This is a genomic window from Zunongwangia atlantica 22II14-10F7, from assembly GCF_002094855.1.
In the GTDB taxonomy this organism is placed as follows: Bacteria; Bacteroidota; Bacteroidia; order Flavobacteriales; family Flavobacteriaceae; genus Zunongwangia; species Zunongwangia atlantica.
Genome location: NZ_ARYN01000003.1, coordinates 206,582 through 226,283, shown reverse-complemented (window position 1 = coordinate 226,283; position 19,702 = coordinate 206,582). Strand labels below are relative to the sequence as shown.

The following is a 19,702-nucleotide window of genomic DNA, read 5'->3' as shown; positions in this document are numbered from 1 at the left end:
GTGATTATGACCAAAATCATAGTTAGGCAAAGGCAAGATTCGTAAATTTAGACATAAAATAATTAGTCATGAGAACTGTGCTTTTGCCAACCGATTTTTCAGATAATTCATATAATGCCATTAAATATGCATTGCAATTATTTAAAAATTCCAGAACCAAATTTATTCTGCTAAATACGCTCTATAATGCCGATTTTATAATCTACAGTAGTTTGTACGGTGTTTATAAAGAAAATTCAACTAAAAATTTATCTCGTTTTTTAAAGAAAATCGAAGAGGAGTTTCCAAATAAATATCACGAATTCGAATTAGTTTCAACCTTTAAAATGTTACACGAAGAAATTAAAGATCGTGTGGCTGAACAGTCTATCGATTTAATTATAATGGGTACAGAAGGCGCTCAGGGTGGTAGCGAACTTATTTTTGGAACTAATACCGTGCATGCTATTAAAGTAGCTAAATGTCCTTTGCTGGCAATTCCTGCCGGGGCAACGTATAAAGAACCCAAAAATATCCTGTTTCCTAACGACCTGAAATTAGATTTTTCTGAATACGATTTATGGTTTTTAAAACGACTAGTAGAACAGTTTGAATCTAAAGTACATATCTTAAACGTAAGCTTTGGAAGAGATTTAGATGAAAATCAGGAAAAATCAAAAGCTGCACTTCAAAAATGTTTTGATGATTACGGATATATTTTTGGCCGTATAAATCGTGATAGCGTGATGGATGCTTTGCAGGAATATCAAAAACAAAATCCTGTAGAAATGCTGGTAATGGTTAAAAACAAGCATACTTTTATTGAAAAGCTATTGTTTAGCTCTTTAGTTCACGAGGTTGCTTATAATGTTAAAATTCCGTTTTTGGTATTACCAACCGAAAATTATAAGCGTCACGAAGGCTGATTTTCGATAAAATCGAACAAAAATTTTGCATCATTTTTTATACCTCCCAAAGTTGCAGATCCACGGGTGTGTAACCACGGGAGGCCTATAAAATATAGTCCTTTAGTGTTACTAATGCCTCGTTTATGCTTTGGATAACCATCTTTGGTAAGCTCTAAACCATCAATCCAGTTAAAATTAGGTCGGTAACCTGTAGCCCAGACGATATTGGCGATATTTGTGATCTCTTTTTTTTCAGTAGAAATAAGATCATCTTCAGCATCGATAGTTTTACCAACAGCTTCAACATTTTTTCGCGATAAGATCTCTTTTACATCGGTTCCAATAATAGGTTGCCTGCTTTTACTAATTCTTTTACCAATCCAGGAATCTTTGTTGAAGCTTAAAAATCCTGTTTTTGTAAACCACCACCATAAAGTTTTTCCTAAAAATTCCTGCGGAAGCACTTTTACATCTGTAGCTCCTGAAAAATAGGTTTTTTGCCCCAATGCTGAAATTTCATCGAGAATCTGAAATCCAGAATCCCCAGCACCAACAACAAGTGTGTTTCCTTCTTTTAATTGCGCCACATTTTTATAGTAATTACTATGAATTTGGAAAATTTCAGAGCTTATTTTTTTGTGAAAAGGGGGAGTGTAAGGAACGTGAAAAGGTCCTGTAGCTATAATCACATTTTTCGACTGAAATTGTTGATTTTCGGTTTCAATATAAAAGCTGGATTTTTCTTTTTTTACTGAAGTCACCAGCGTATTTAACTGTAGCGGAAATTCGAAGTTTTCAGCATAAATTTTAAAGTAATTGGCAACTTCGGTTTTAGAAGGATAATGACCTTTTTCGGCTGGAAAATCCATGCCTGGCAGATGATTAAATTCTGTTGGAGTAAATAATTTTAGAGAATCCCAACGATTAAGCCACGAAGCACCAATTTCTTCTTCCTTATCAAGGATAAGAAAATGATACCCGGCTTCTTTTAGGTAATACGCCATTGCTAGGCCAGCCTGGGCTGCCCCAATAATTATAAAATCGAACATGGTTTGTTTTGTAAGATTGCCTTTATAGTGTGTAAACTTAAGTATTATATAAAAAAAACCTTGTTTTTTAATTATTTAGTTGAAAATATAAGTCGTAAATTCATATTTAATTAGATGTTGATAAATTATGAAACCCTATATCCTTGCTGAAACGAACTGGAAAAATGTAAAAGATGAGCATTACGAAATAGCTATTTTGCCCTGGGGCGCTACTGAAGCACATAATTACCATTTACCTTACGCTACAGATAATATTGAAGCAGAAGGTGTGGCGAAGGAAACCTGCAGAAAAGCTTGGGATAATGGTGCTAAAGTTTTGTTGCTGCCTACAATTCCATTCGGAGTGAATACAGGGCAGATGGATATTCCATTTTGTATGAATTTAAATCCTTCTACGCAATACGCAATTTTAAAAGATGTGGCGCAGGTTTTAAATAATTGTGGTATACGAAAGCTGGTTATTTTTAATTCTCATGGAGGGAATCATTTTAAGCAAATGATCCGGGAGCTTAGCTTAGAGTTTCCAGATATTTTTACCTGTAGCCTGAATTGGTTTCAGGTTTTGGATGCGACTCCTTTTTTTGATGATCCCGGAGATCATGCCGGTGAATTAGAAACAGCTGTTGTAATGCATTTGGCTCCAGAACTTGTGTTGCCACTTGAAGAAGCTGGTGATGGCGCTACTAAGAGCTATAAAATTAAAGGGCTTAGAGAAGGTTGGGTAAGCAGCCAGCGACAGTGGACAAAAGTTAGCCGTGATACCGGAGTGGGAAATCCTAAAAAGGCAACCGCCGAAAAGGGTAAAAAGTTCGTAGAAGCGGTAAGCTCTAAAATTGCCGATTTTCTTGTAGAATTACATCATGCAGATGTAGATAATCTTTATGAGTAATGCTTAAATCCTTGATCTATATTTTTTGCTTTCTTTTTCTGGGAGAACTAATTCATTACTTTTTAGCGATTCCCATTGCAGGAAATATTATAGGGATGCTTCTTATTTTTTTGGCGTTGTTCTTTAAAATTATAAAGCTGGAAGATGTAAAACCAGCCTCAGATTTTCTGGTGAAGTATTTGGTTGTTTTCTTTATTCCGTATGGAGTAGGGTTAATGGTTTACGCCAATATTATTGCAGCCTATTGGATTCCGGTTTCGGTTGCCGTGATCTTAAGTACTTTGCTGTCTATTTATGTCACTGGAGCGATTTATCAAAAACTGGATAAAAAATGAAAGCATTTTTTGCGCTTCCCATTTTTGGAGTTACCCTTACGTTAATGGCTTATTTCCTTTCAGGAAAATTAAAAGAGAAATTCGATTTTGTTATTTTTAATAGGGTGCTGGTTTCAGCAATATTGATAATAGCGGTTTTGTTTATTTTTAATATAGATTTTGAAACCTATAACAATGGGGCAAAATATATTAGTTTCTTTTTAGGGCCATCTGTAGTGGCTTTGGGAGTATTTTTATACGAGAAGTTAGAAGAAGTAAAACGTGATTTAAAGATATTTCTTATTTCGGTATTTGTTGGCGGCATTGTAGGCATTATTTCCGTAGTTCTATTTTTAGTGCTTTTAAATGCTCCTGAAATTATTAGTCGGTCTTTAGCCGCAAAATCGGTAACTACGCCTATCGCGATAGAGATTACTAAGATCACTGAAGGTATTCCAGAAATCACTGCAGGGATTGTAATCATAACAGGAATCTTAGGCAATGCCTTTGGTCCTGTTGTACTTCACAAATTAGGGGTAAAAAATAAAAAGGCAGTAGGCACGGCATTAGGCACTGGAGCACATGGTATTGGTACAGCCCGGGCTTTTGAAATTAGTGCTTCCGCAGGAACTTATAGCGGTTTAGCGATGTGCTTTAACGGCATTATTACCGCTTTGTTAGCTCCATACATTTTGGCTTGGCTGCTTAGTTTTACCCAATAAAAAAGGCCGCCAAAAGGCGACCTTCGTTCTTTCTTTGGCAATTCCAATTACTGTTTATCTATCTGTATGGTATCTGCTTCAGTGCTATATTGAGTAGAATCATTACCTACATAACTTGCAGTAACAGTACCGTCTGTAGTGTTGGTATTCATTTCCTCTAAAAGATCTGCTGCTTTATTGAAAAATGAATTTACCGCGGTCTCTTTATAATTAGTTTTTTTAGCCTCTTCTAATTTTTTCCAGCTGGCTTTTAAGCTTTCCACATCTTCAGATAATTCTGGGAAATTATCCTTTTGTAAGTTTTCCAGCACACCTACAATAATTTGTCCTTTAGTGTATAAACTATCGGTAGTTATAGTGGTATCCATTTCAGTAGTATTATCTTCAGGAAGGATAGTTCTTAAGCTATCGCTTGGATTTGCTTTTAGATCCTGAGATTTTTCTTCAACCGCAGCGGCCAATTTATTAATGGCTTGTTCAGTATAAAGTTTGTTTTCAGATTCGTCTGTAGAGCGATCTACATAAGCCAGATATTCTGCAGTTGCATTAGATGGATAGGCATTATCTGAATTTTCATTCATCTGCTCCATATCTGTATTATCAACTTCAGAGACATCATTTTCAGATTCAGTATTCTTACAAGAAGAAAGGCTTACAATACCTGTAAGAGCAAAAGCCAGCACAGATAATTTAATAACATTCTTTTTCATAATTGTAGTTTTTTGGTTCCTGAAGTAAAATTACTCAAGACCTATTATGATCTTAAATTTTATCGCATAAACCTTTGTTAATTATGAAGTTAGCTTGTTTTGGTCAAATTAACATAAACTTTTATAATGTGAAATTTCAAAAAATAGATGTACTTTAGATTAGGTTTTTAGAGAGGTATAAATAGTTTTTCTGAAACTAATTAAGTTGTCTATTTAACTGAAAATATGTATTTTACTATGATTTTCGACCAAATGTATGATTGCACCAAACGATTCTTCTGAAGCCGAGTTTAAGAGAGTTCTCGAAGTTTCTCAACTAGACCTGGATTACCAGAGCCTACAGGAAATGTTTAAAAATTTAACGGAACTGGCCTCTAGCATTACGGGCGCCGAGCTTTCTTTAGTGAATATTTTAGATTCTTACTGGCAGTGGTCTATCGCGGCAAGCGGTATGGATACTGTTGTAATGCGAAGGGAAAATTCAGTTTGCCAATATACCATTGGAGAAAAAGAATCGCTAGAGGTCGAAAATTTTAGAGATGACGATAAATTTAATGTTCCGTTAGATGAAAAATATGGCTACTATTTTGGAGTGCCTTTAAGAACTTCAGAAGGGAATGCCATAGGAGCGCTTTGTATTATCGATGAGGTTGGGTATACTTTGAATAAAAATCAGCAACAAGCTTTAAAACTTATTGGAGCTGAAATTGTTGAAAAACTAGAAGGAATTAAAAAAATGGCTGAAATAAATCGCCGTTTTCACGATATGCATGCAGCCCAACGCGAATTGGGTTACGATCTTCGAGGGCCGGTAAGTGGTGTTCTTGGTTTAAGTAAACTTGCTGAGGACGAAGATGATGTTTCAGTATTAAAACAATATCTTCACCTTTCTGGACAAAGCAGTACAGAGCTTTTGGATATTATTAGCGATATTTTAGAGAAAAATAATAACGAGTTCTTAGAATATGCAAAAGCGAGTATTACGATAACCGAATTAAAGAATAAATTACTTGCTTTATATAACGGATTGGCGAAATCTAAAAATATATCTTTAAATATCGAATTACTGCCAGGGAATCATAATTTGAGATTTTCAAGGCAAAAAATCACTCAAATTTCAGGGAATCTTGTCTCTAATGCTATTACCTATGCCAAGGAAGCTTCAGAAATAAAGGTTTTTATAGGATTAAAGAACAGCGGAGCTTCAGATATGGCAAAGCTTAGTGTGACTGTAGATGATAAAACAACCTTTTTAAAGGAAGAAGCGATAGAAGATATCATGAATTCAGCATTAAAAGCTAAAGAAGGCCTGGTAGGAGAGCATACTTATGGTTTAGGTTTAAAACTGGTAAGGCATTTGGTGCTGGAAATGGGTGGGCAAATCGATATAAATTCTGAAGAAAAAACCGGTACTAAATTTAATGTTTCTATCCCGCGATATATCTAGTTTAATAGCTGAAAAGAAATTCCCTATAACTCCAGCCTTTATAAATAAAGAGAACAAAGAAAATTAGCGCTACCATAAACTCCATAAATGTCGAGGCTAGAAAACCTATAAAACTACCATAAGCAGCACGCAACGCCGTTTTAGAATCAGATTTATTAATAATTTCACCAATAAATGCACCTACAAAAGGGCCAATAAGAATCCCAAAAGGGATAGGTGCAAAAATCCCTACGATTAAACCAATAGTGGTACCAATCATTCCTGCTTTACTACCGCCATATCTTTTAGTTCCCATCGCGGGAATCATAATTTGCAAGACATAGATTGCAATTGCAACAACAAGTGTTATTCCTAAAAACCAGTAATCAATTTCGATACCCGGGATAAGATAAAAAAGCAATAATCCCAGCCAGCTAATAGGCACGCCCGGTAGCACTGGTAAAACGCTGCCAATAATACCAACAACTAAACAAATCACCGCCAGGCTTATAAGGAGTATCGTCATGCTTAAAAATTAGTGTTGATTTTATATAATTTTGGCATCTATTTTATTGGCACCGCTAAAGGGTATAATATCCGTAGATGGTTAACTTCTGTAAATTGATAGCTTTTTAAAGCAATGAATTTAAAAACTGTTTTACTTCTTCTATATTTTCAACGCGATAATCGGCATAAGAATCATCGGCGTGTTCCCCAACCAGGATTCCAATCCCATTTTCCATTTCTCTAAAGGCATCTTCATCTGTAGTATCGTCTCCTAAATAAATTGAAAATGGATTTTCTTCTTCGCTCAATTCTTTCCGAAGAAAATTAACAGCTTTTCCTTTATGCCAGTCGATATTCGGTTTTATTTCAACTACTTTTTTACCGTCACCTTTATGCAGTTTTGGATAGTTTTGGATTTCATTTTCTATGATTTCATGAAATTCTGAAATCTTATCTTCAGCTACTTGGCGATAATGAATGGCCAATGTGAACTTTTTACGTTCAAACCTTACGCCATCAATTACTCTTAGTTTTTGCTGAAGTATTTCCTCAATTTCGTTAAAAACCGGAAGCATTTTTTCAGCTTCTTCATTGTCTTTTTCAAAATTATTAGGTCCCGCAATTTCAAAGCCATGGCTACCGGCATAATAAATATCTGTAAGCCCAACTTTGTCCCTAACATCACTTAAACCGCGACCACTTACCACCGCAATAGCATATTTTTGGGAGAGTTTCTTTACGATCTTTCGAGTTTCATCGTCCATACCGGCATCTTCGTGATTCTCTACGATTGGAGCCAGGGTGCCATCAAAGTCTAAAAAAATAAGCGGTTTATTTTTGCTGAATTTCGATTGTAATTCTTCCAGGTTTTCTATCGCCGAATCTAACTGCTTCGGGTCTTGCAAAGTTTTCATAGTTAATTATTGTGATGCTAAAATTTGTTGTTTCAAGATAGAACTTTTAGGAGCTATTTATGTTAGTTTTCTATTAAAGTTATGAGTAAAATCGATTATTCTGGATGCTTTAATAGCTTTTTAAGGAGAATCATAAAATGTTAAAGTTTAATTTTTTGAACTAACAGATTAGTTTAAACTAAATGATTAGTTTATATTAGCTCCATCAATCAATACTATCAGTTTCATCAAATGAGTAGAACAAGGTCTTTTGGAATTGCTATTAATCTTACTAAAAGACCTTCGGATACTCAAGATTTATGAAATTAAAGACCCTATTAAAAAATAAAAAATGAAGCAATTAACGAAAGCAGAAGAAGAAATCATGCAAATTCTTTGGCAATTAAAGGAAGCGAACGTCGCGACGATTATCGAAGAGATGCCAGAGCCAAAACCGGCTTATAATACCGTTTCTACGATTGTAAGGATTTTGGAAAACAAAGAATTTGTAGATCACCGCAAAAAGGGGAAAGGATACATCTACTTTCCTGTAGTAGCGAAAGAAACCTATAGCGACCAGAGTATGAATAAATTGATTAATAATTACTTTAATGGGTCTTTTAAAAGTATGGTTTCTTTTTTTATGAAGAAAAATGAAATGGATACTAAAGATTTAGAAGCCATTTTAAAAGAAATCAATAAAGACGATAAGTAATATGTTTCAATATCTACTTCAGGTAATCATCTTTCAGCTGGTATTTTTGCTGGTGTACGAATTGTTTCTTAAAAAAGAAACCTTCTTTACGGCAAACCGTTGGTATTTGCTGGTAACACCCGTTATCGCAATGCTTTTACCCTTTTTGCATATTCCGTATTTCGCAGATTTATTTCCGCAGGAAGTAGTACCGGTTGCGAATCAAAACCTGATGATGCCCGAAGTTCTTATAGAAACTACTCAGCCCGGATTGGCACAAACATCAACAGCCCGGATTCCGGTAGAAGAGTCTTTAAATATTAATTGGTGGTTGCTAGCTTACGTTTTGGGAATTACAATAAGCTTGGCGTTATTCTTCAAAAGATGGCGCATTTTATGGAAATTATTTCAGTTTAAAACCGAAACTAAAAAAGACTTTAAAATCATTGAAATTCCCAATTCTAAAATGGCTTTTACATTTTTAAGGACCATCTTTTTGGGTAGTGAAATTTCAGCTGAAGATCGAGAGCAAATCTTAGAGCACGAGCTTATTCATGTTTCGCAAAAACATAGCCTGGATCTTGTGTTTTTCGAGATTTTAAAAGTTGTATTCTGGTTTAATCCGCTAGTTTATATTTTTCAGAATAGAATAGCTTTGTTGCACGAGTTTATAGCCGATGAAGAGGTAGTAAAAAGAACCTCTAAAAAACAATATTTCAATCAGTTACTTAATAGTGCTTTTGAAACCCAAAATCTCTCATTCACCAATCAATTTTTCGATAAATCATTAATCAAAAAACGAATTGTTATGTTGCAAAAAAGAAAATCAGGTCAATTATCAAAACTTAAATTTTTACTACTTATTCCCGCTATTGCGATGATGCTAGTTTACGTTTCATGCTCTAATGAAGAACGTTCTGATGTAGAAAATAATTTAGAAGAGTATACCTACGTAGTAAAGAAAGGTGAAGCTGAAAATAGAACAGCAGAAAGTTTAGCTATTCAGGAAAAGTCTGAGGAGTTTTTAATGGAAAATAATGAAGATTATGTGCTTTGGTCTACTATAGATTATACCGAAGGTAGCGTAACGTATACCGTGCATTCTAAAGAAGAAACGGTGCCTCAGGACTATTCTTCTCATACAATATCCAAAGATGGCGAGGTTGCATACACGATGTATATGAATCTAAAATCAAAGCCAGTTGAGGAGATGGAACCAGGTTATAATTCTTTAAAAGAAGTTTTAATTACCGATGGTATTCCGTATGAAAAAGTAAATTACCCACCGGTTTTTGGTTCATGTACATCTATAACGGATGAAGAGCAAAGAAAAGCTTGTACACAAGAAAAGATCTCAAATTACGTATTAAGAAATTTCAATACCAATTTAGGAAAAGAATTAGGCTTAGAGGGTTTAACACGTATCATTGTACAGTTTAAAATTTCGGCAGACGGGGCAATTACAGAGGTAAGAGCGAGGGCTCCACAACCAGAATTAGAAAAAGAAGCCATAAAGATAATTAAATCTATGCCTATGTTGATTCCATCACAAAACAAGCCGACTCCGCATACTTCGGTTTATTCTCTACCAATAACTTTTCAGGTTCAGGCTTAAAAATATTAGATTATGATAAGGTACATTATTCAAATTATAGTTTTTCAGCTAGCATTTTTGCTGGTGTATGAATTGTTTCTTAAAAAGGAAACCTTTTTTACGGCAAACCGTTGGTATCTTTTGTTAACCCCGGTACTGTCTTTAATACTGCCTTTTGCCAGTTTTACTATTTTATCTGAAGTTGTACCTGCATCTGCCGTCATGGCAATTAATAATACCATTAAATTACCCGAAGTCTTTATAGGGGCTAACCAGCCGCAAGTTGAACAATTACCTACGGTGCATATTGTAGCCGAAAAGACAACAGCAGTAAATTGGTGGCTGATAGCCTACGCTTTGGGTAGTTTTATGAGCTTGTTGTTATTCTTAAAAAGATGGCGAGTTATAGGTAAGTTATTTCAGTTTAAAGCTGAAGATAAAAAAGACTTCAAAATTGTTGAAATTCCTAATTCCAGAATGGCTTTTACATTTTTAAGGACCATCTTTTTGGGAAGTGAAATTTCAGCTGAAGAACGCGAGCAAATCTTAGAACACGAGCTTATTCATGTTTCGCAAAAACACAGCCTGGATCTATTGTTTTTCGAGATCTTAAAAGTCGTATTCTGGTTTAATCCACTAGTTTATATTTTTCAGAATCGAATTGCCTTATTACACGAGTTTATCGCCGATGAAGAAGTGGTAAAAAGAACTTCTAAAAAACATTATTTCAATCAGTTACTTAACAGTGCTTTTGAAACTCAAAATCTCTCATTCACCAATCAATTTTTTAATAAATCTTTAATCAAAAAACGAATAATTATGTTACAAAAGAACAAATCTAAAACCATCGCAAAATTTAAGTTTTTACTGGTGGTGCCGGTATTAGCGATGATGCTTGTTTATGTTTCCTGTTCAGATGATCGAGAGGTTGCCTCGCAAGATCCAAGCAGTGATATCGAAAGTTTAATTTCTAAGATCGAGAGCAGGGATAATTTAACTTCAGATCAAAAACTTCAATTGGTAAATAGTTTACAGGAAATTGAAGATAAAATGTTGGGATCTAGTAGGTTTGAAGATAAAAAAGTAATAGAGGTACAGGGTTATGGTTCAAAGTCTTCAACTGCAGATGTACCGTTTGCTGTTATCGAAGAAGTTCCTGCCTTTGCTGGTTGCGAAGGTTTAAAAACCAACGAAGAGCGTAAGGATTGTACTTCAGAAAAGATTATGAAACATGTTCAAAAGGAATTTAATACTCAAATAGGAAAGAATCTTTTGGAAGAAGGTTCGATTGCCAGAGTAATTGTTCAGTTTAAGATCGACGAAACCGGAAGTATTCGTGATATTAGAGCCAAAGCTCCAGTACCAGAATTGGAAGAAGAAGCCAAAAGAGTGGTAAATTCTATCCCACAAATGACGCCAGGTAAGCAAGGAGGAGAAGCTGTAGGTGTTGTGTATTCATTACCAATCACTTTCCAAAATGGAGAAAATACTTCTGGTGCTGCTGGAAGATCAGATGGTTCTTTACCACCGCCACCGCCGCCAGCACCGGCTTCAAAATAATATGAAAAAGAACTAGGGAACTGCCCATTTCCGGGCAGTTTTCATTGGCACCGCCAAAGGCTATGATATCCCGAGGCTTGCCTCGGAATTAAAAATTTATTCCCAATGAGTGCCTTTTGGGCTTGCCCCTAGGTATTTTACTTAAAAATTAAAAGATGTTGCAGTACAGTATTCAGGTGATTGTATTTCAGTTTTTATTTTGGCTGGTGTACGAGATTAGTTTAAAACGAACTACTTTTTTTGCTTATAATCGCTGGTATTTGCTGCTTTCTTTTAGTTTGTCGCTAATTTTACCTTTACTGAAATTCGATCTTTTTTATGATGTGGTTTCACCAGAAAGGCTAAGCGCTTTTAGGGCGCAACAGATTTTAGATATTACCGCACCTGAAACTACAAAGGAAGCCAGCCGAAATTCGATAATTTCGAAGCAAATTTTTATAAACTGGTGGGTGGTAACTTATGTGATTGGTGTTGTGATAAGCGCAATTTTTTTAAGCCTGAAATTGTTTAAATTGAAGTCACTTTTTACACAAAACCTTAAAAGAACTGAAGATCAATTTAGGATTATTGAGCTACCGCAAACTAGAGCTGCTTTTACCTTTTTTAAAACCATCTTTTTGGGAAGCGAACTTTCAGCTTTAGAGCGAGATCAAATCCTGGTACACGAAAAAGTACACGCCAAACAATTACATAGCCTGGATTTGTTGATTTTCGAGATTTTCAAGGTCATTTTTTGGTTTAATCCGTTGGTGTATGTGTATCAATCTAAAATTGCCATGATACACGAGTATCTTGCCGATACCGAGTCGGTGAAAAAGACCTCAAAATCTAACTATTTTCAGCATTTACTTAATGCCAGTTTTGGTAGTGAGGATCTTATATTTTCGAGTCAGTTTTTAAATAATTCATCGTTAAAAAAACGCATCAAAATGATACAGAAAAAACAAAGCCGATCTATGGCTAAACTTCAATATTTATTTGCCATTCCGTTAACGTTCGCCATGTTGGTTTTTGTAGCGAATGTTTCAGCAAATACGATTCAGAATAAAGTTTCTGAAGCAAGCACTACTTCCGTAGAAAACACAGCGAATGTTGAAATAATGGCTGAAAATAACGAAAATCAGCCCGTAGATTTTCCTTTTGCGGTAGTCGATCAAGTTCCGCTTTTTAAGGGTTGTGAAGAACTGGCAGCAGCAGAGCAAAAAAACTGTACTTCAGAAAAAATAAATGAGTTTGTGAATAACAGGTTTAATGAGGGGATAAAAGGTGATTTTGATAGTGCTATTAGAGTTGTGGTACAATTCAGAATTAATTCTTTAGGAAAAGTTGAAGCAGCAAGAGCCAGAGCGATTTTGGCGGGCAATAACCGTGAAGTTATAGAAGCCGCAGCGGTAAAGGCCGTAGAAGGACTTCCGCAGTTAATCCCGGGAGAACATAATTCTGAAAAAGTAAATGTGATTTATTCGCTGCCAATTACTTTAAATGAAGACATGTAATGAGAGGCTTCCTTTTTGTTGTACTGATTCTCGGGATAAAAACCATGTCGGCACAAACCAATCAAGTTGATATTAGAAATAATTACGAGAAAATTTTTGGTGTTGAAATGTTGGAGTTTGGAGACCAGAAATTTCCAAAACCTACGGTTAAAAAGTTAGAGGAAACAAATCCTTTATATGAACTTACCGAAACAAACAAAGTAGTTTTATTAAATCTTTTTACTGGTTATTCAGGGTTTCGTGAGTTTTCTCAGCTAAAAGGTATAGAAGATAGTGTTTCACTACACAAGGAATTTTACCGTTTTTTAAATTCAGATGCACAGTTTGGTGATCTAATGGATAAATTTTCAGAAAAAATAAGCACTGGGAAATTTGTAGATACCATTAGTCTGGATCGGTTAACAGATGTGGCTTCAAAGTATTTTTATATCAAAGGTCTTGATGAACAGGGGAGATATAAAGGAAAAGTTTGTGGTGGTTTAAATGGGAATTCAGCAAATCCATCAATCAAAAATCCTTTTATCGAAGCATTTTCAGTAGCAGCTATCTTAGAAAATTTTCAGCAGGGAAGTAATCTTTACGATCAGTTTGTAAATGGGATGAAGAACTTAAATAAAATTCAGTTTTCAGAAGATAACGAACAACGTCTTTTGGAGGCACGAGGCGCGATGTATTTGTTTATGTTTAATAATCGGGAATTCCGAGAAACCCTAATTTCAGAATACGAAAAACGAAAGCAGGTGCTTCCGTTTTATCTAAAAGTATAATTTATGCGATTAACTAGTACAATTCTTTTTGCCTTTATCAGTCTTTCGATTTACGCACAATCCAACACCAAAATTGCCGATAGCTTATATGCTGTTGGGAAATACGACGAGGCAGTTTTGTTGATGGAGAAAGAAGATACTTCTTCAGTAAAAATATTAACAGATCTGGCTAAATATTACAAGGCGAATAGTGAAGATAAAAAGGCTTTAAAAACCTATAAAAAGATCCTGGATTTAGATTCTAGCCGGGTAATAACGGCTTTAAATTATGGGGAAACACTCTTAAACCTGAATAGATTAAAGGAAGCTGACAGTCTTTACGAAAAACTAAGCTTACGTTATCCTGAAAACGCACAATTTTATTATTCCAGAGGTTTGGCCAACGAACGAATGGCAAAAGATAGTCTGGCCTTCGAGCTATTTAAAAGAACGCATAAATATGACCAATTTCACCAAAATGCGTTGTATAAATTGTCTAAAGAAAGTCTTCGAAATAACGACTATCAGCAAGCCTTAGCCTATACTGCGATGGGATTAGGCAAAAACGAAAATAACGTCTCGTTACTTTCTATCACAGCACAAACATATTCGGCGATGGCGGTTTTTTACGAAGCGATTCCGCATTACGAAAAGATCATTAAGCTAGGACAGGGGAATGAATTTATTCATACTAAATTAGCTTACGCTTATTATAAAGATGGTAAAAAGGATAAGGCGATCGAACATTATAAAATGGCTTTAGCTTACGAGCCGGGAAATTCTTCAACTCATTTTCTGTTGGGCAGATTGTACGCCAACACGCAAGATTTTAAGCAGTCTGAAGCTCATTTATTAATGGCTATCGAGATTAAAGATCAGCCTTTGGACGGGGAATATTTTAGTTTGGCGCTTACCTATAAGTATCTTGAAGACTATAAAAAAGCTTTTGATTATTTCCAGAAAACTTTAAATGAAAATCCAGATCATATAAGGGCTTTATACGAGCGTGCGGTTGCCGGCGATAATTATTTTAAGGATTTTGATACCAAGATTAATTATTATCAGGCGTTTTGGAATAAATACAATAGTGAAAAGCCTAACTACTTGGCCAGAGAAATGCTGTATCTCACTAAAACCCGAATAAGTGATCTTAAGAAAAAGAAACATTTAGCTGCTGAAAAAAATTCCGAAGAAAATGAAAAAGATCAATTGAAGGATTCTTTAGCTGAAGCAGATACCAGCGATATTTCTGAGCAGAAAAAATAGTATAAAAATCATCTAATCTTGGGGTTAAGCGCAATTTGATTATTTTTGATGCCAGAAGCCGAAGATTTAATGAAAAGAAGTTTACTCAACAGTAGAGATGAGGTTATAAAAACACCTTTCTCGCTACAAAAAGTTACTAGCCATACCTACTTAAAAGGTGTGCTTCGAGGTAGCTTTTTTTCGGTTTTAATTTTGATGCTATTTTCCTGTAATTTTGAAACAAAGAAAATATCTTCTGAAGAAGTTTTAGAACAGGAATCAAAATCCCTTAACTGGAAAGAAGTCGACGAATACCCGGCTTTTGAAGAATGCCAGCAGGAAACCGAATTGGTTGCTGCAAGAAATTGTTTTGAAACTGCAGTCGCCAAAAACGTCTACGCTTATCTGGAACAGCAACAGCCGGTGGTTAGTAAAAGTATCGACGATACCATCTATATTTATCTTGAAGTCACTAAAACCGGGAAACCAGAGATCGATTCGATTTCTGCAATAGATAGCACGGTGACCAATCAATTACCAAAAATTGAAAACTGGCTAAGAGAAAGTATCGATTCTTTACCTAAGATCTATCCAGCCAGCAAACGCGGAATCCCAGTTTCTACCGCTTTTAAAATGCCAATTGTAATTAAGGCAGAGTAATTTTAGTATTCAGAAAAAAACATTTTTGCAGTTTAAATTTTCAATCTGAAATTTCACTACTCACTACTCATTTCCAATCACCACATTCCATTTTCTAACCGAATATTCTTTTATGAGTCCGTTTTTGTAATAAGGATCATTTTCGGCAAAGTTTATAGCGGTTTCTTCAGATTCAGATTTAAAGATAAAAACAGCTTTATCAGCAGGGTTGTCCAGCGCTCCAGCCATTACAATTTCTCCGGCTTCCTGTCCTTTTTTCGCCATACCTAAATGTTCTCCGCGGTATTTACCACGTTCTTCTAAATACGAATCTACAAGATGATAAGTTAGGATATAAAAATTCATAAGATTGGTTTTGGTTAAAGATAGGGAATAGAATTAAGATCGCGTTGCTGATAGATGTTAGAAGTTAGAGCGCTGCGCTCTTAGTATTTAGAATTGAGTATTGAGACGCTTCGCTTTTAGATTCTAGAATCTAGACAATAGATTTTAAGAGAAGATAAATTTATGTTGAATTTTAAATGCTTAATGTTGAATGAGATTTCAGTAGTTCTTTAGACCTAATCTGTAATGAAATTTGTTAATAGCTAAAGGCTACCTGTTAATTGATAATTGTTTTTTGAATTTTGTAACTACTGAGACTGCTTACTGGGAACAGATTTCTCGATACAATTTTAATTTCGCTGCGCTTCATTAAAATCACTCGAAATGACAATCATTGCGAATAGAACTCTACTGCTAACTGAGACTGCCAACTGATGGAGATAACTAAAACCTTTATATTGCTGAAGGCTGAGAGCTAATTGCTAATTGTTAATTGAATTTTGCCAACTGCCCACTGCGACTGCTCACTGGCAAAAATGATTAGATTTCTCGATACAATTTTAATTTCGCTTCACTCCATTAAAAATCACTCGAAATGACAATCATTGTTTATTGAATTTTGTTCACTGTACACCGAGATTGCTCAATAACTAAAACTTTTATATTGCTGAAGGCTGAGAGCTAGTTGCTAAATGTTAATTGAATTTTGCCAACTGCCTACTGAGACTGCTTACTGGGAACAGATTTCTCGATACAATTTTAATTTCGCTGCACTTCATTAAAATCACTCGAAATGACAATCATTGTTTATTGAATTTTGTTTACCGAAAACTAATAAAACTCACTTACTAAAAACTTTATATTGCTGAAGGCTGAGAGCTGATAGCTGTCTGCTAATAGCTAAAAACGTCTCCCTTTCCATTGATAACCTCCAAAGAGAGAAAGAAAAGCCACGTAGATCGAAAAAAATGGATGTAAAACACTGCTTATCATATAATGTCGCATTAGTGATTCCTGGTTAAAAAACTGACAGGCATTATATAGCAACACAAAATCTAAATTGAATTTCACTAAAAAGATGATCATAAAATAAGGAAAAGGAAATAGCTTAAATAGTCCCAAAAGCAGACTCAAACTAAAAGCGAGATTCATTACAAAAACGATAATTCCGGTAAGTTTTGCAAAATTACTGCTGTAAGCCGGGGTTTTTGATGCCCAGCGAATCCGTTGCTGTACCAGTTTTTTAAGATCATTCAGCGGTTTTGTGATTACCACAGCCAACTTATCTTTAAGAAAACTCACTTTAAATCCCTGCTGAATAAATTTTTGCAGCAAAAACACATCGTCACCACTGGCGATATTATCATTTCCATCAAATCCATTTTGGCTAATAAAAGCTTCCTTTTTATAACAAAGATTAGCGCCATTGGCCATAAAAGCTTTATTAAGTCCGAATGCGCCGGCACCAGAAATTTGCAAACTCAAAAAGTCAAGCGCTTCAAAAGCGGTGCTGAATTTTGGATTTTCAGCTTCGATTGTCACCGGTGCAGCGATCATTGCGGGGTTATTTTTTATAATTTCAGTATTAAAACTTTGCAACCAGTATTGCGGCACTTTACAGTCGGCATCGGTGGTAAGAATATAGTCAGATTGGGCAATTTCAATCGCTGTTTTTATCGCATCTTTTTTTGGGGAATTAAAACTTCGATTGTTCTGTAAAAGCTTCAAGGAAAACTGAGGTTGATTTTCGATAAATTCAGCAATAATTTTTTCAGAATCATCTTCAGATTCGTCATTTACCAGTAAAATTTCAAAAAGTTCTAAAGGATAGTTCAGCAAAGACAAACTTTCGAGTAATTCTGGTAGGTTTTCGGCTTCATTCCTAAACGGAATCACAATCGAAAAGCTATTTTCAGGCATTTCGTAGTCGTAAAGCGGCTCTTTTAATTTGCCCCAGCCTTTTTTGAAAGCGATCATTAGTGCGGCGTAAGAAATAGCGATCAAAACAACGAATATTAGCATAAAATGGGTTTAATTTTTTCAGAATTACAGAAGTTTCAGAAATCCTTTAGCAATTTATCGCAAAGATAGATTTCCGTAGCTTTGCAAAAGAGGAATACTTTAATTTCCTTGTCAAAAAATCACGAATTTGAGCGAAAAGATCATTTTAGGAATCGACCCGGGAACTACGATTATGGGTTTTGGATTGATAAAAGTGAAGAATAAGAAGATGGAGTTTTTGCAGCTGAACGAACTTCAGCTAAAAAAATATGATGATCATTATGTGAAACTGAAATTGATCTTTGAGCGTACGATCGAGCTTATTGATACTTTTCATCCAGATGAAATTGCGATCGAAGCGCCTTTTTTTGGTAAAAACGTGCAATCGATGCTGAAGCTGGGAAGAGCGCAGGGAGTGGCGATGGCTGCCGGACTTTCACGTGAAATCCCAATTACTGAATATCTTCCTAAAAAGATTAAAATGGCGATCACTGGAAACGGAAATGCTAGTAAAGAACAGGTTGCAAAAATGCTGCAAAGTATGCTGAAGTTAAAATCTTTGCCCAAAAACCTGGATTCTACCGATGGTCTCGCCGCTGCGGTTTGTCATTTTTACAATTCCGGGCAACCTAATATCGGTAAAAGTTACACCGGTTGGGATGCGTTTGTAAAACAAAATCCAGACAAAATTCGGTAATTTGATAATGTGCCAATTTGAAAATTAATTATCGCATTAGCACATTTCCAAATCTTCAAATTAAAAAATGAGCGGAATCTACATTCATATCCCATTTTGTAAGCAGGCGTGTCATTACTGCGATTTTCATTTTTCGACTTCATTGAAGAAAAAAAGTGAGCTGGTTAGCGCATTGCAAAGGGAATTAATACTTCGGAAAAATGAGCTGCTAAATGAACCGATCCAAACCATTTATTTTGGTGGAGGCACACCAAGTTTGCTGAATTTAGAGGAATTGAATGCGATTTTTGAAACGATTTATACGGAATTCAATATTTCTGAAAATCCTGAAATTACTTTAGAAGCGAATCCAGATGATCTCTCTGAAGAGAAATTAAACGAGCTGGCAAATTCAAAAATTAACCGACTAAGCATTGGCGTGCAGTCTTTTTTTGAAGAGGATCTAAAATTAATGAACCGCGCTCATAATGCTGAAGAAGCACTAAAATCTATCAAGTTGGCTAGGTCGAAATTCGATAATATTTCGGTCGATTTAATTTATGGTATTCCGGGAATGAGTAACGAGCGTTGGTTAGAGAATATCCAAATATTACTCGATTTGGATATTCCGCACATTTCCAGCTATGCATTAACGGTCGAGCCAAATACTGCTTTACAGAAATTTATTGAAAAAGGGAAAGTGAAACCGGTAGATGATGCCGCTGCAGCGAAACATTTCGAGATTCTAAGAACAACATTAAAAAATGCCGGTTTTGAGCATTACGAATTTTCAAATTACGGCAAACCGGGCTATTTTTCGCAAAACAATACGGCCTATTGGTTAGGTAAACCTTATCTGGGTATCGGTCCTTCCGCACATTCTTATGATGGCAATTGCCGAAAATGGAATATCGCCAATAATACGCTTTACATAAAAGCAATCGAAAAATCGGAACTGCCTCTCGAAATTGAAGAGTTAAGCATAACAGATCGCTATAACGAATATATCATGACGCGATTGCGAACTCATTTTGGTGTAGATTTGGAAGAAATTGAAACCAAATTCGGTGAAAAATATGTAAAATATCTAAAGGAACAGTCGGTTATTTTATTTCAAAAAGAGCTGCTGAAAATTGAAAATGATGTGATGCATATCACTGAAAAAGGGACATTTTTAAGTGATGGCATTGCAGCCGATTTGTTTTATATCGATTAAGGCTTAGATCGCTGCGCTGATAGATATTAGAATTGAGAATATAGAAAATAGATAAGGGAGAAAAAACTAGCAAGGATTAATATTTATTTTGAA

At 35.3% G+C, this 19,702-nt stretch carries 20 protein-coding genes; 14 read left to right on the top strand and 6 right to left on the bottom strand.

Going from position 1 to position 19,702, the window contains the following annotated elements; genetic code table 11:
• The first annotated feature begins 68 nt into the window (after positions 1-68).
• Positions 69-905, top strand: coding sequence for a universal stress protein (locus IIF7_RS04620; RefSeq protein ID WP_084840505.1), 837 nt, complete (start codon positions 69-71; stop codon positions 903-905).
• On the opposite strand, the gene IIF7_RS04615 is transcribed toward IIF7_RS04620, so the two are convergent.
• Positions 893-1,936: a flavin-containing monooxygenase gene (locus tag IIF7_RS04615; RefSeq protein ID WP_084840504.1), complete on the bottom strand. Its 1,044-nt coding sequence runs from the start codon at positions 1,934-1,936 to the stop codon at positions 893-895. The two genes, IIF7_RS04620 and IIF7_RS04615, sit on opposite strands and share 13 nt — an antisense overlap.
• A gap of 127 nt (positions 1,937-2,063) precedes the next feature.
• Between IIF7_RS04615 and IIF7_RS04610 the strand changes: the two genes are divergently transcribed.
• The 3 genes from IIF7_RS04610 to IIF7_RS04600 are packed head-to-tail and all read left to right on the top strand — an operon-like array spanning position 2,064 to position 3,861.
• On the top strand, positions 2,064-2,825 hold the full coding sequence (locus tag IIF7_RS04610; RefSeq protein WP_084840503.1) for a creatininase family protein: 762 nt from the start codon (positions 2,064-2,066) through the stop codon (positions 2,823-2,825).
• Positions 2,825-3,160: a CidA/LrgA family protein gene (locus IIF7_RS04605; RefSeq protein WP_084840502.1), complete on the top strand. Its 336-nt coding sequence runs from the start codon at positions 2,825-2,827 to the stop codon at positions 3,158-3,160. The genes IIF7_RS04610 and IIF7_RS04605 overlap by 1 nt, the downstream gene beginning before the upstream one ends.
• Positions 3,157-3,861 carry an LrgB family protein gene (locus tag IIF7_RS04600; protein ID WP_084840501.1) on the top strand — a complete coding sequence of 235 codons (705 nt, stop codon included), beginning with the start codon at positions 3,157-3,159 and terminating at the stop codon, positions 3,859-3,861. The genes IIF7_RS04605 and IIF7_RS04600 overlap by 4 nt, the downstream gene beginning before the upstream one ends.
• A gap of 47 nt (positions 3,862-3,908) precedes the next feature.
• On the opposite strand, the gene IIF7_RS04595 is transcribed toward IIF7_RS04600, so the two are convergent.
• Positions 3,909-4,571, bottom strand: coding sequence for a hypothetical protein (locus tag IIF7_RS04595; RefSeq protein WP_084840500.1), 663 nt, complete (start codon positions 4,569-4,571; stop codon positions 3,909-3,911).
• Positions 4,572-4,827: 256 nt separating this feature from the next.
• Between IIF7_RS04595 and IIF7_RS04590 the strand changes: the two genes are divergently transcribed.
• Entirely contained in the window at positions 4,828-6,018 is a 1,191-nt protein-coding gene (locus IIF7_RS04590) for a GAF domain-containing sensor histidine kinase (protein ID WP_084840499.1), read from the top strand.
• A gap of 1 nt (position 6,019) precedes the next feature.
• Here IIF7_RS04590 and IIF7_RS04585 read toward each other — a convergent pair whose 3' ends face one another.
• Positions 6,020-6,523: a DUF456 domain-containing protein gene (locus IIF7_RS04585; RefSeq protein WP_084840498.1), complete on the bottom strand. Its 504-nt coding sequence runs from the start codon at positions 6,521-6,523 to the stop codon at positions 6,020-6,022.
• 106 nt (positions 6,524-6,629) lie between these two features.
• Positions 6,630-7,418 (bottom strand): trehalose-phosphatase, encoded by a 789-nt coding sequence (gene otsB, locus IIF7_RS04580; protein WP_084840497.1) that lies wholly within the window; start codon positions 7,416-7,418, stop codon positions 6,630-6,632.
• Between the two features lie 331 nt (positions 7,419-7,749).
• Here otsB and IIF7_RS04575 point away from each other — a divergent pair, with 331 nt between their 5' ends.
• The 7 genes from IIF7_RS04575 to IIF7_RS04545 all read left to right on the top strand — a co-directional run bounded on the left by IIF7_RS04575 (position 7,750) and on the right by IIF7_RS04545 (position 15,392).
• Entirely contained in the window at positions 7,750-8,112 is a 363-nt protein-coding gene (locus IIF7_RS04575; protein WP_084840496.1) for a BlaI/MecI/CopY family transcriptional regulator, read from the top strand.
• A gap of 1 nt (position 8,113) precedes the next feature.
• Positions 8,114-9,706 carry a M56 family metallopeptidase gene (locus IIF7_RS04570; protein ID WP_084840495.1) on the top strand — a complete coding sequence of 531 codons (1,593 nt, stop codon included), beginning with the start codon at positions 8,114-8,116 and terminating at the stop codon, positions 9,704-9,706.
• Positions 9,707-9,718: 12 nt separating this feature from the next.
• Positions 9,719-11,245, top strand: coding sequence for a M56 family metallopeptidase (locus tag IIF7_RS04565; protein WP_084840494.1), 1,527 nt, complete (start codon positions 9,719-9,721; stop codon positions 11,243-11,245).
• Between the two features lie 155 nt (positions 11,246-11,400).
• Positions 11,401-12,741 carry a M56 family metallopeptidase gene (locus IIF7_RS04560; protein WP_084840493.1) on the top strand — a complete coding sequence of 447 codons (1,341 nt, stop codon included), beginning with the start codon at positions 11,401-11,403 and terminating at the stop codon, positions 12,739-12,741.
• Entirely contained in the window at positions 12,741-13,508 is a 768-nt protein-coding gene (locus tag IIF7_RS04555; RefSeq protein WP_084840492.1) for a hypothetical protein, read from the top strand. Before IIF7_RS04560 ends, IIF7_RS04555 begins: the two co-directional genes overlap by 1 nt.
• A 3-nt stretch (positions 13,509-13,511) precedes the next feature.
• Complete coding sequence (locus tag IIF7_RS04550) at positions 13,512-14,753, top strand: tetratricopeptide repeat protein (protein ID WP_084840491.1); 1,242 nt, start codon at positions 13,512-13,514, stop codon at positions 14,751-14,753.
• Between the two features lie 69 nt (positions 14,754-14,822).
• Entirely contained in the window at positions 14,823-15,392 is a 570-nt protein-coding gene (locus tag IIF7_RS04545; protein ID WP_245801524.1) for a hypothetical protein, read from the top strand.
• A gap of 63 nt (positions 15,393-15,455) precedes the next feature.
• On the opposite strand, the gene IIF7_RS04540 is transcribed toward IIF7_RS04545, so the two are convergent.
• On the bottom strand, positions 15,456-15,737 hold the full coding sequence (locus IIF7_RS04540; protein ID WP_084840490.1) for a YciI-like protein: 282 nt from the start codon (positions 15,735-15,737) through the stop codon (positions 15,456-15,458).
• Between the two features lie 879 nt (positions 15,738-16,616).
• Positions 16,617-17,738, bottom strand: coding sequence for a glycosyltransferase family 2 protein (locus IIF7_RS04535; protein WP_084840489.1), 1,122 nt, complete (start codon positions 17,736-17,738; stop codon positions 16,617-16,619).
• A gap of 127 nt (positions 17,739-17,865) precedes the next feature.
• Between IIF7_RS04535 and ruvC the strand changes: the two genes are divergently transcribed.
• Positions 17,866-18,414: a crossover junction endodeoxyribonuclease RuvC gene (ruvC, locus tag IIF7_RS04530; RefSeq protein WP_084840488.1), complete on the top strand. Its 549-nt coding sequence runs from the start codon at positions 17,866-17,868 to the stop codon at positions 18,412-18,414.
• Positions 18,415-18,481: 67 nt separating this feature from the next.
• Entirely contained in the window at positions 18,482-19,609 is a 1,128-nt protein-coding gene (gene hemW, locus IIF7_RS04525) for a radical SAM family heme chaperone HemW (protein ID WP_084840487.1), read from the top strand.
• Positions 19,610-19,702 lie beyond the last annotated feature (93 nt).

Excerpts from the sequence above, each read along its gene's own strand:
- IIF7_RS04595 (WP_084840500.1), bottom strand. The coding sequence starts at position 4,571 with ATGAAAAAGAATGTTATTAAATTATCTGTGCTGGCTTTTGCTCTTACA.
- IIF7_RS04605 (WP_084840502.1), top strand. The coding sequence starts at position 2,825 with ATGCTTAAATCCTTGATCTATATTTTTTGCTTTCTTTTTCTGGGAGAA.
- IIF7_RS04555 (WP_084840492.1), top strand. The coding sequence starts at position 12,741 with ATGAGAGGCTTCCTTTTTGTTGTACTGATTCTCGGGATAAAAACCATG.
- IIF7_RS04565 (WP_084840494.1), top strand. The coding sequence starts at position 9,719 with ATGATAAGGTACATTATTCAAATTATAGTTTTTCAGCTAGCATTTTTG.
- IIF7_RS04570 (WP_084840495.1), top strand. The coding sequence starts at position 8,114 with ATGTTTCAATATCTACTTCAGGTAATCATCTTTCAGCTGGTATTTTTG.
- IIF7_RS04590 (WP_084840499.1), top strand. The coding sequence starts at position 4,828 with ATGATTGCACCAAACGATTCTTCTGAAGCCGAGTTTAAGAGAGTTCTC.
- hemW (WP_084840487.1), top strand. The coding sequence starts at position 18,482 with ATGAGCGGAATCTACATTCATATCCCATTTTGTAAGCAGGCGTGTCAT.
- IIF7_RS04550 (WP_084840491.1), top strand. The coding sequence starts at position 13,512 with ATGCGATTAACTAGTACAATTCTTTTTGCCTTTATCAGTCTTTCGATT.
- IIF7_RS04575 (WP_084840496.1), top strand. The coding sequence starts at position 7,750 with ATGAAGCAATTAACGAAAGCAGAAGAAGAAATCATGCAAATTCTTTGG.
- IIF7_RS04600 (WP_084840501.1), top strand. The coding sequence starts at position 3,157 with ATGAAAGCATTTTTTGCGCTTCCCATTTTTGGAGTTACCCTTACGTTA.
- IIF7_RS04545 (WP_245801524.1), top strand. The coding sequence starts at position 14,823 with ATGAAAAGAAGTTTACTCAACAGTAGAGATGAGGTTATAAAAACACCT.
- IIF7_RS04540 (WP_084840490.1), bottom strand. The coding sequence starts at position 15,737 with ATGAATTTTTATATCCTAACTTATCATCTTGTAGATTCGTATTTAGAA.
- IIF7_RS04620 (WP_084840505.1), top strand. The coding sequence starts at position 69 with ATGAGAACTGTGCTTTTGCCAACCGATTTTTCAGATAATTCATATAAT.
- IIF7_RS04610 (WP_084840503.1), top strand. The coding sequence starts at position 2,064 with ATGAAACCCTATATCCTTGCTGAAACGAACTGGAAAAATGTAAAAGAT.
- IIF7_RS04585 (WP_084840498.1), bottom strand. The coding sequence starts at position 6,523 with ATGACGATACTCCTTATAAGCCTGGCGGTGATTTGTTTAGTTGTTGGT.
- otsB (WP_084840497.1), bottom strand. The coding sequence starts at position 7,418 with ATGAAAACTTTGCAAGACCCGAAGCAGTTAGATTCGGCGATAGAAAAC.
- IIF7_RS04560 (WP_084840493.1), top strand. The coding sequence starts at position 11,401 with ATGTTGCAGTACAGTATTCAGGTGATTGTATTTCAGTTTTTATTTTGG.
- IIF7_RS04535 (WP_084840489.1), bottom strand. The coding sequence starts at position 17,738 with ATGCTAATATTCGTTGTTTTGATCGCTATTTCTTACGCCGCACTAATG.
- IIF7_RS04615 (WP_084840504.1), bottom strand. The coding sequence starts at position 1,936 with ATGTTCGATTTTATAATTATTGGGGCAGCCCAGGCTGGCCTAGCAATG.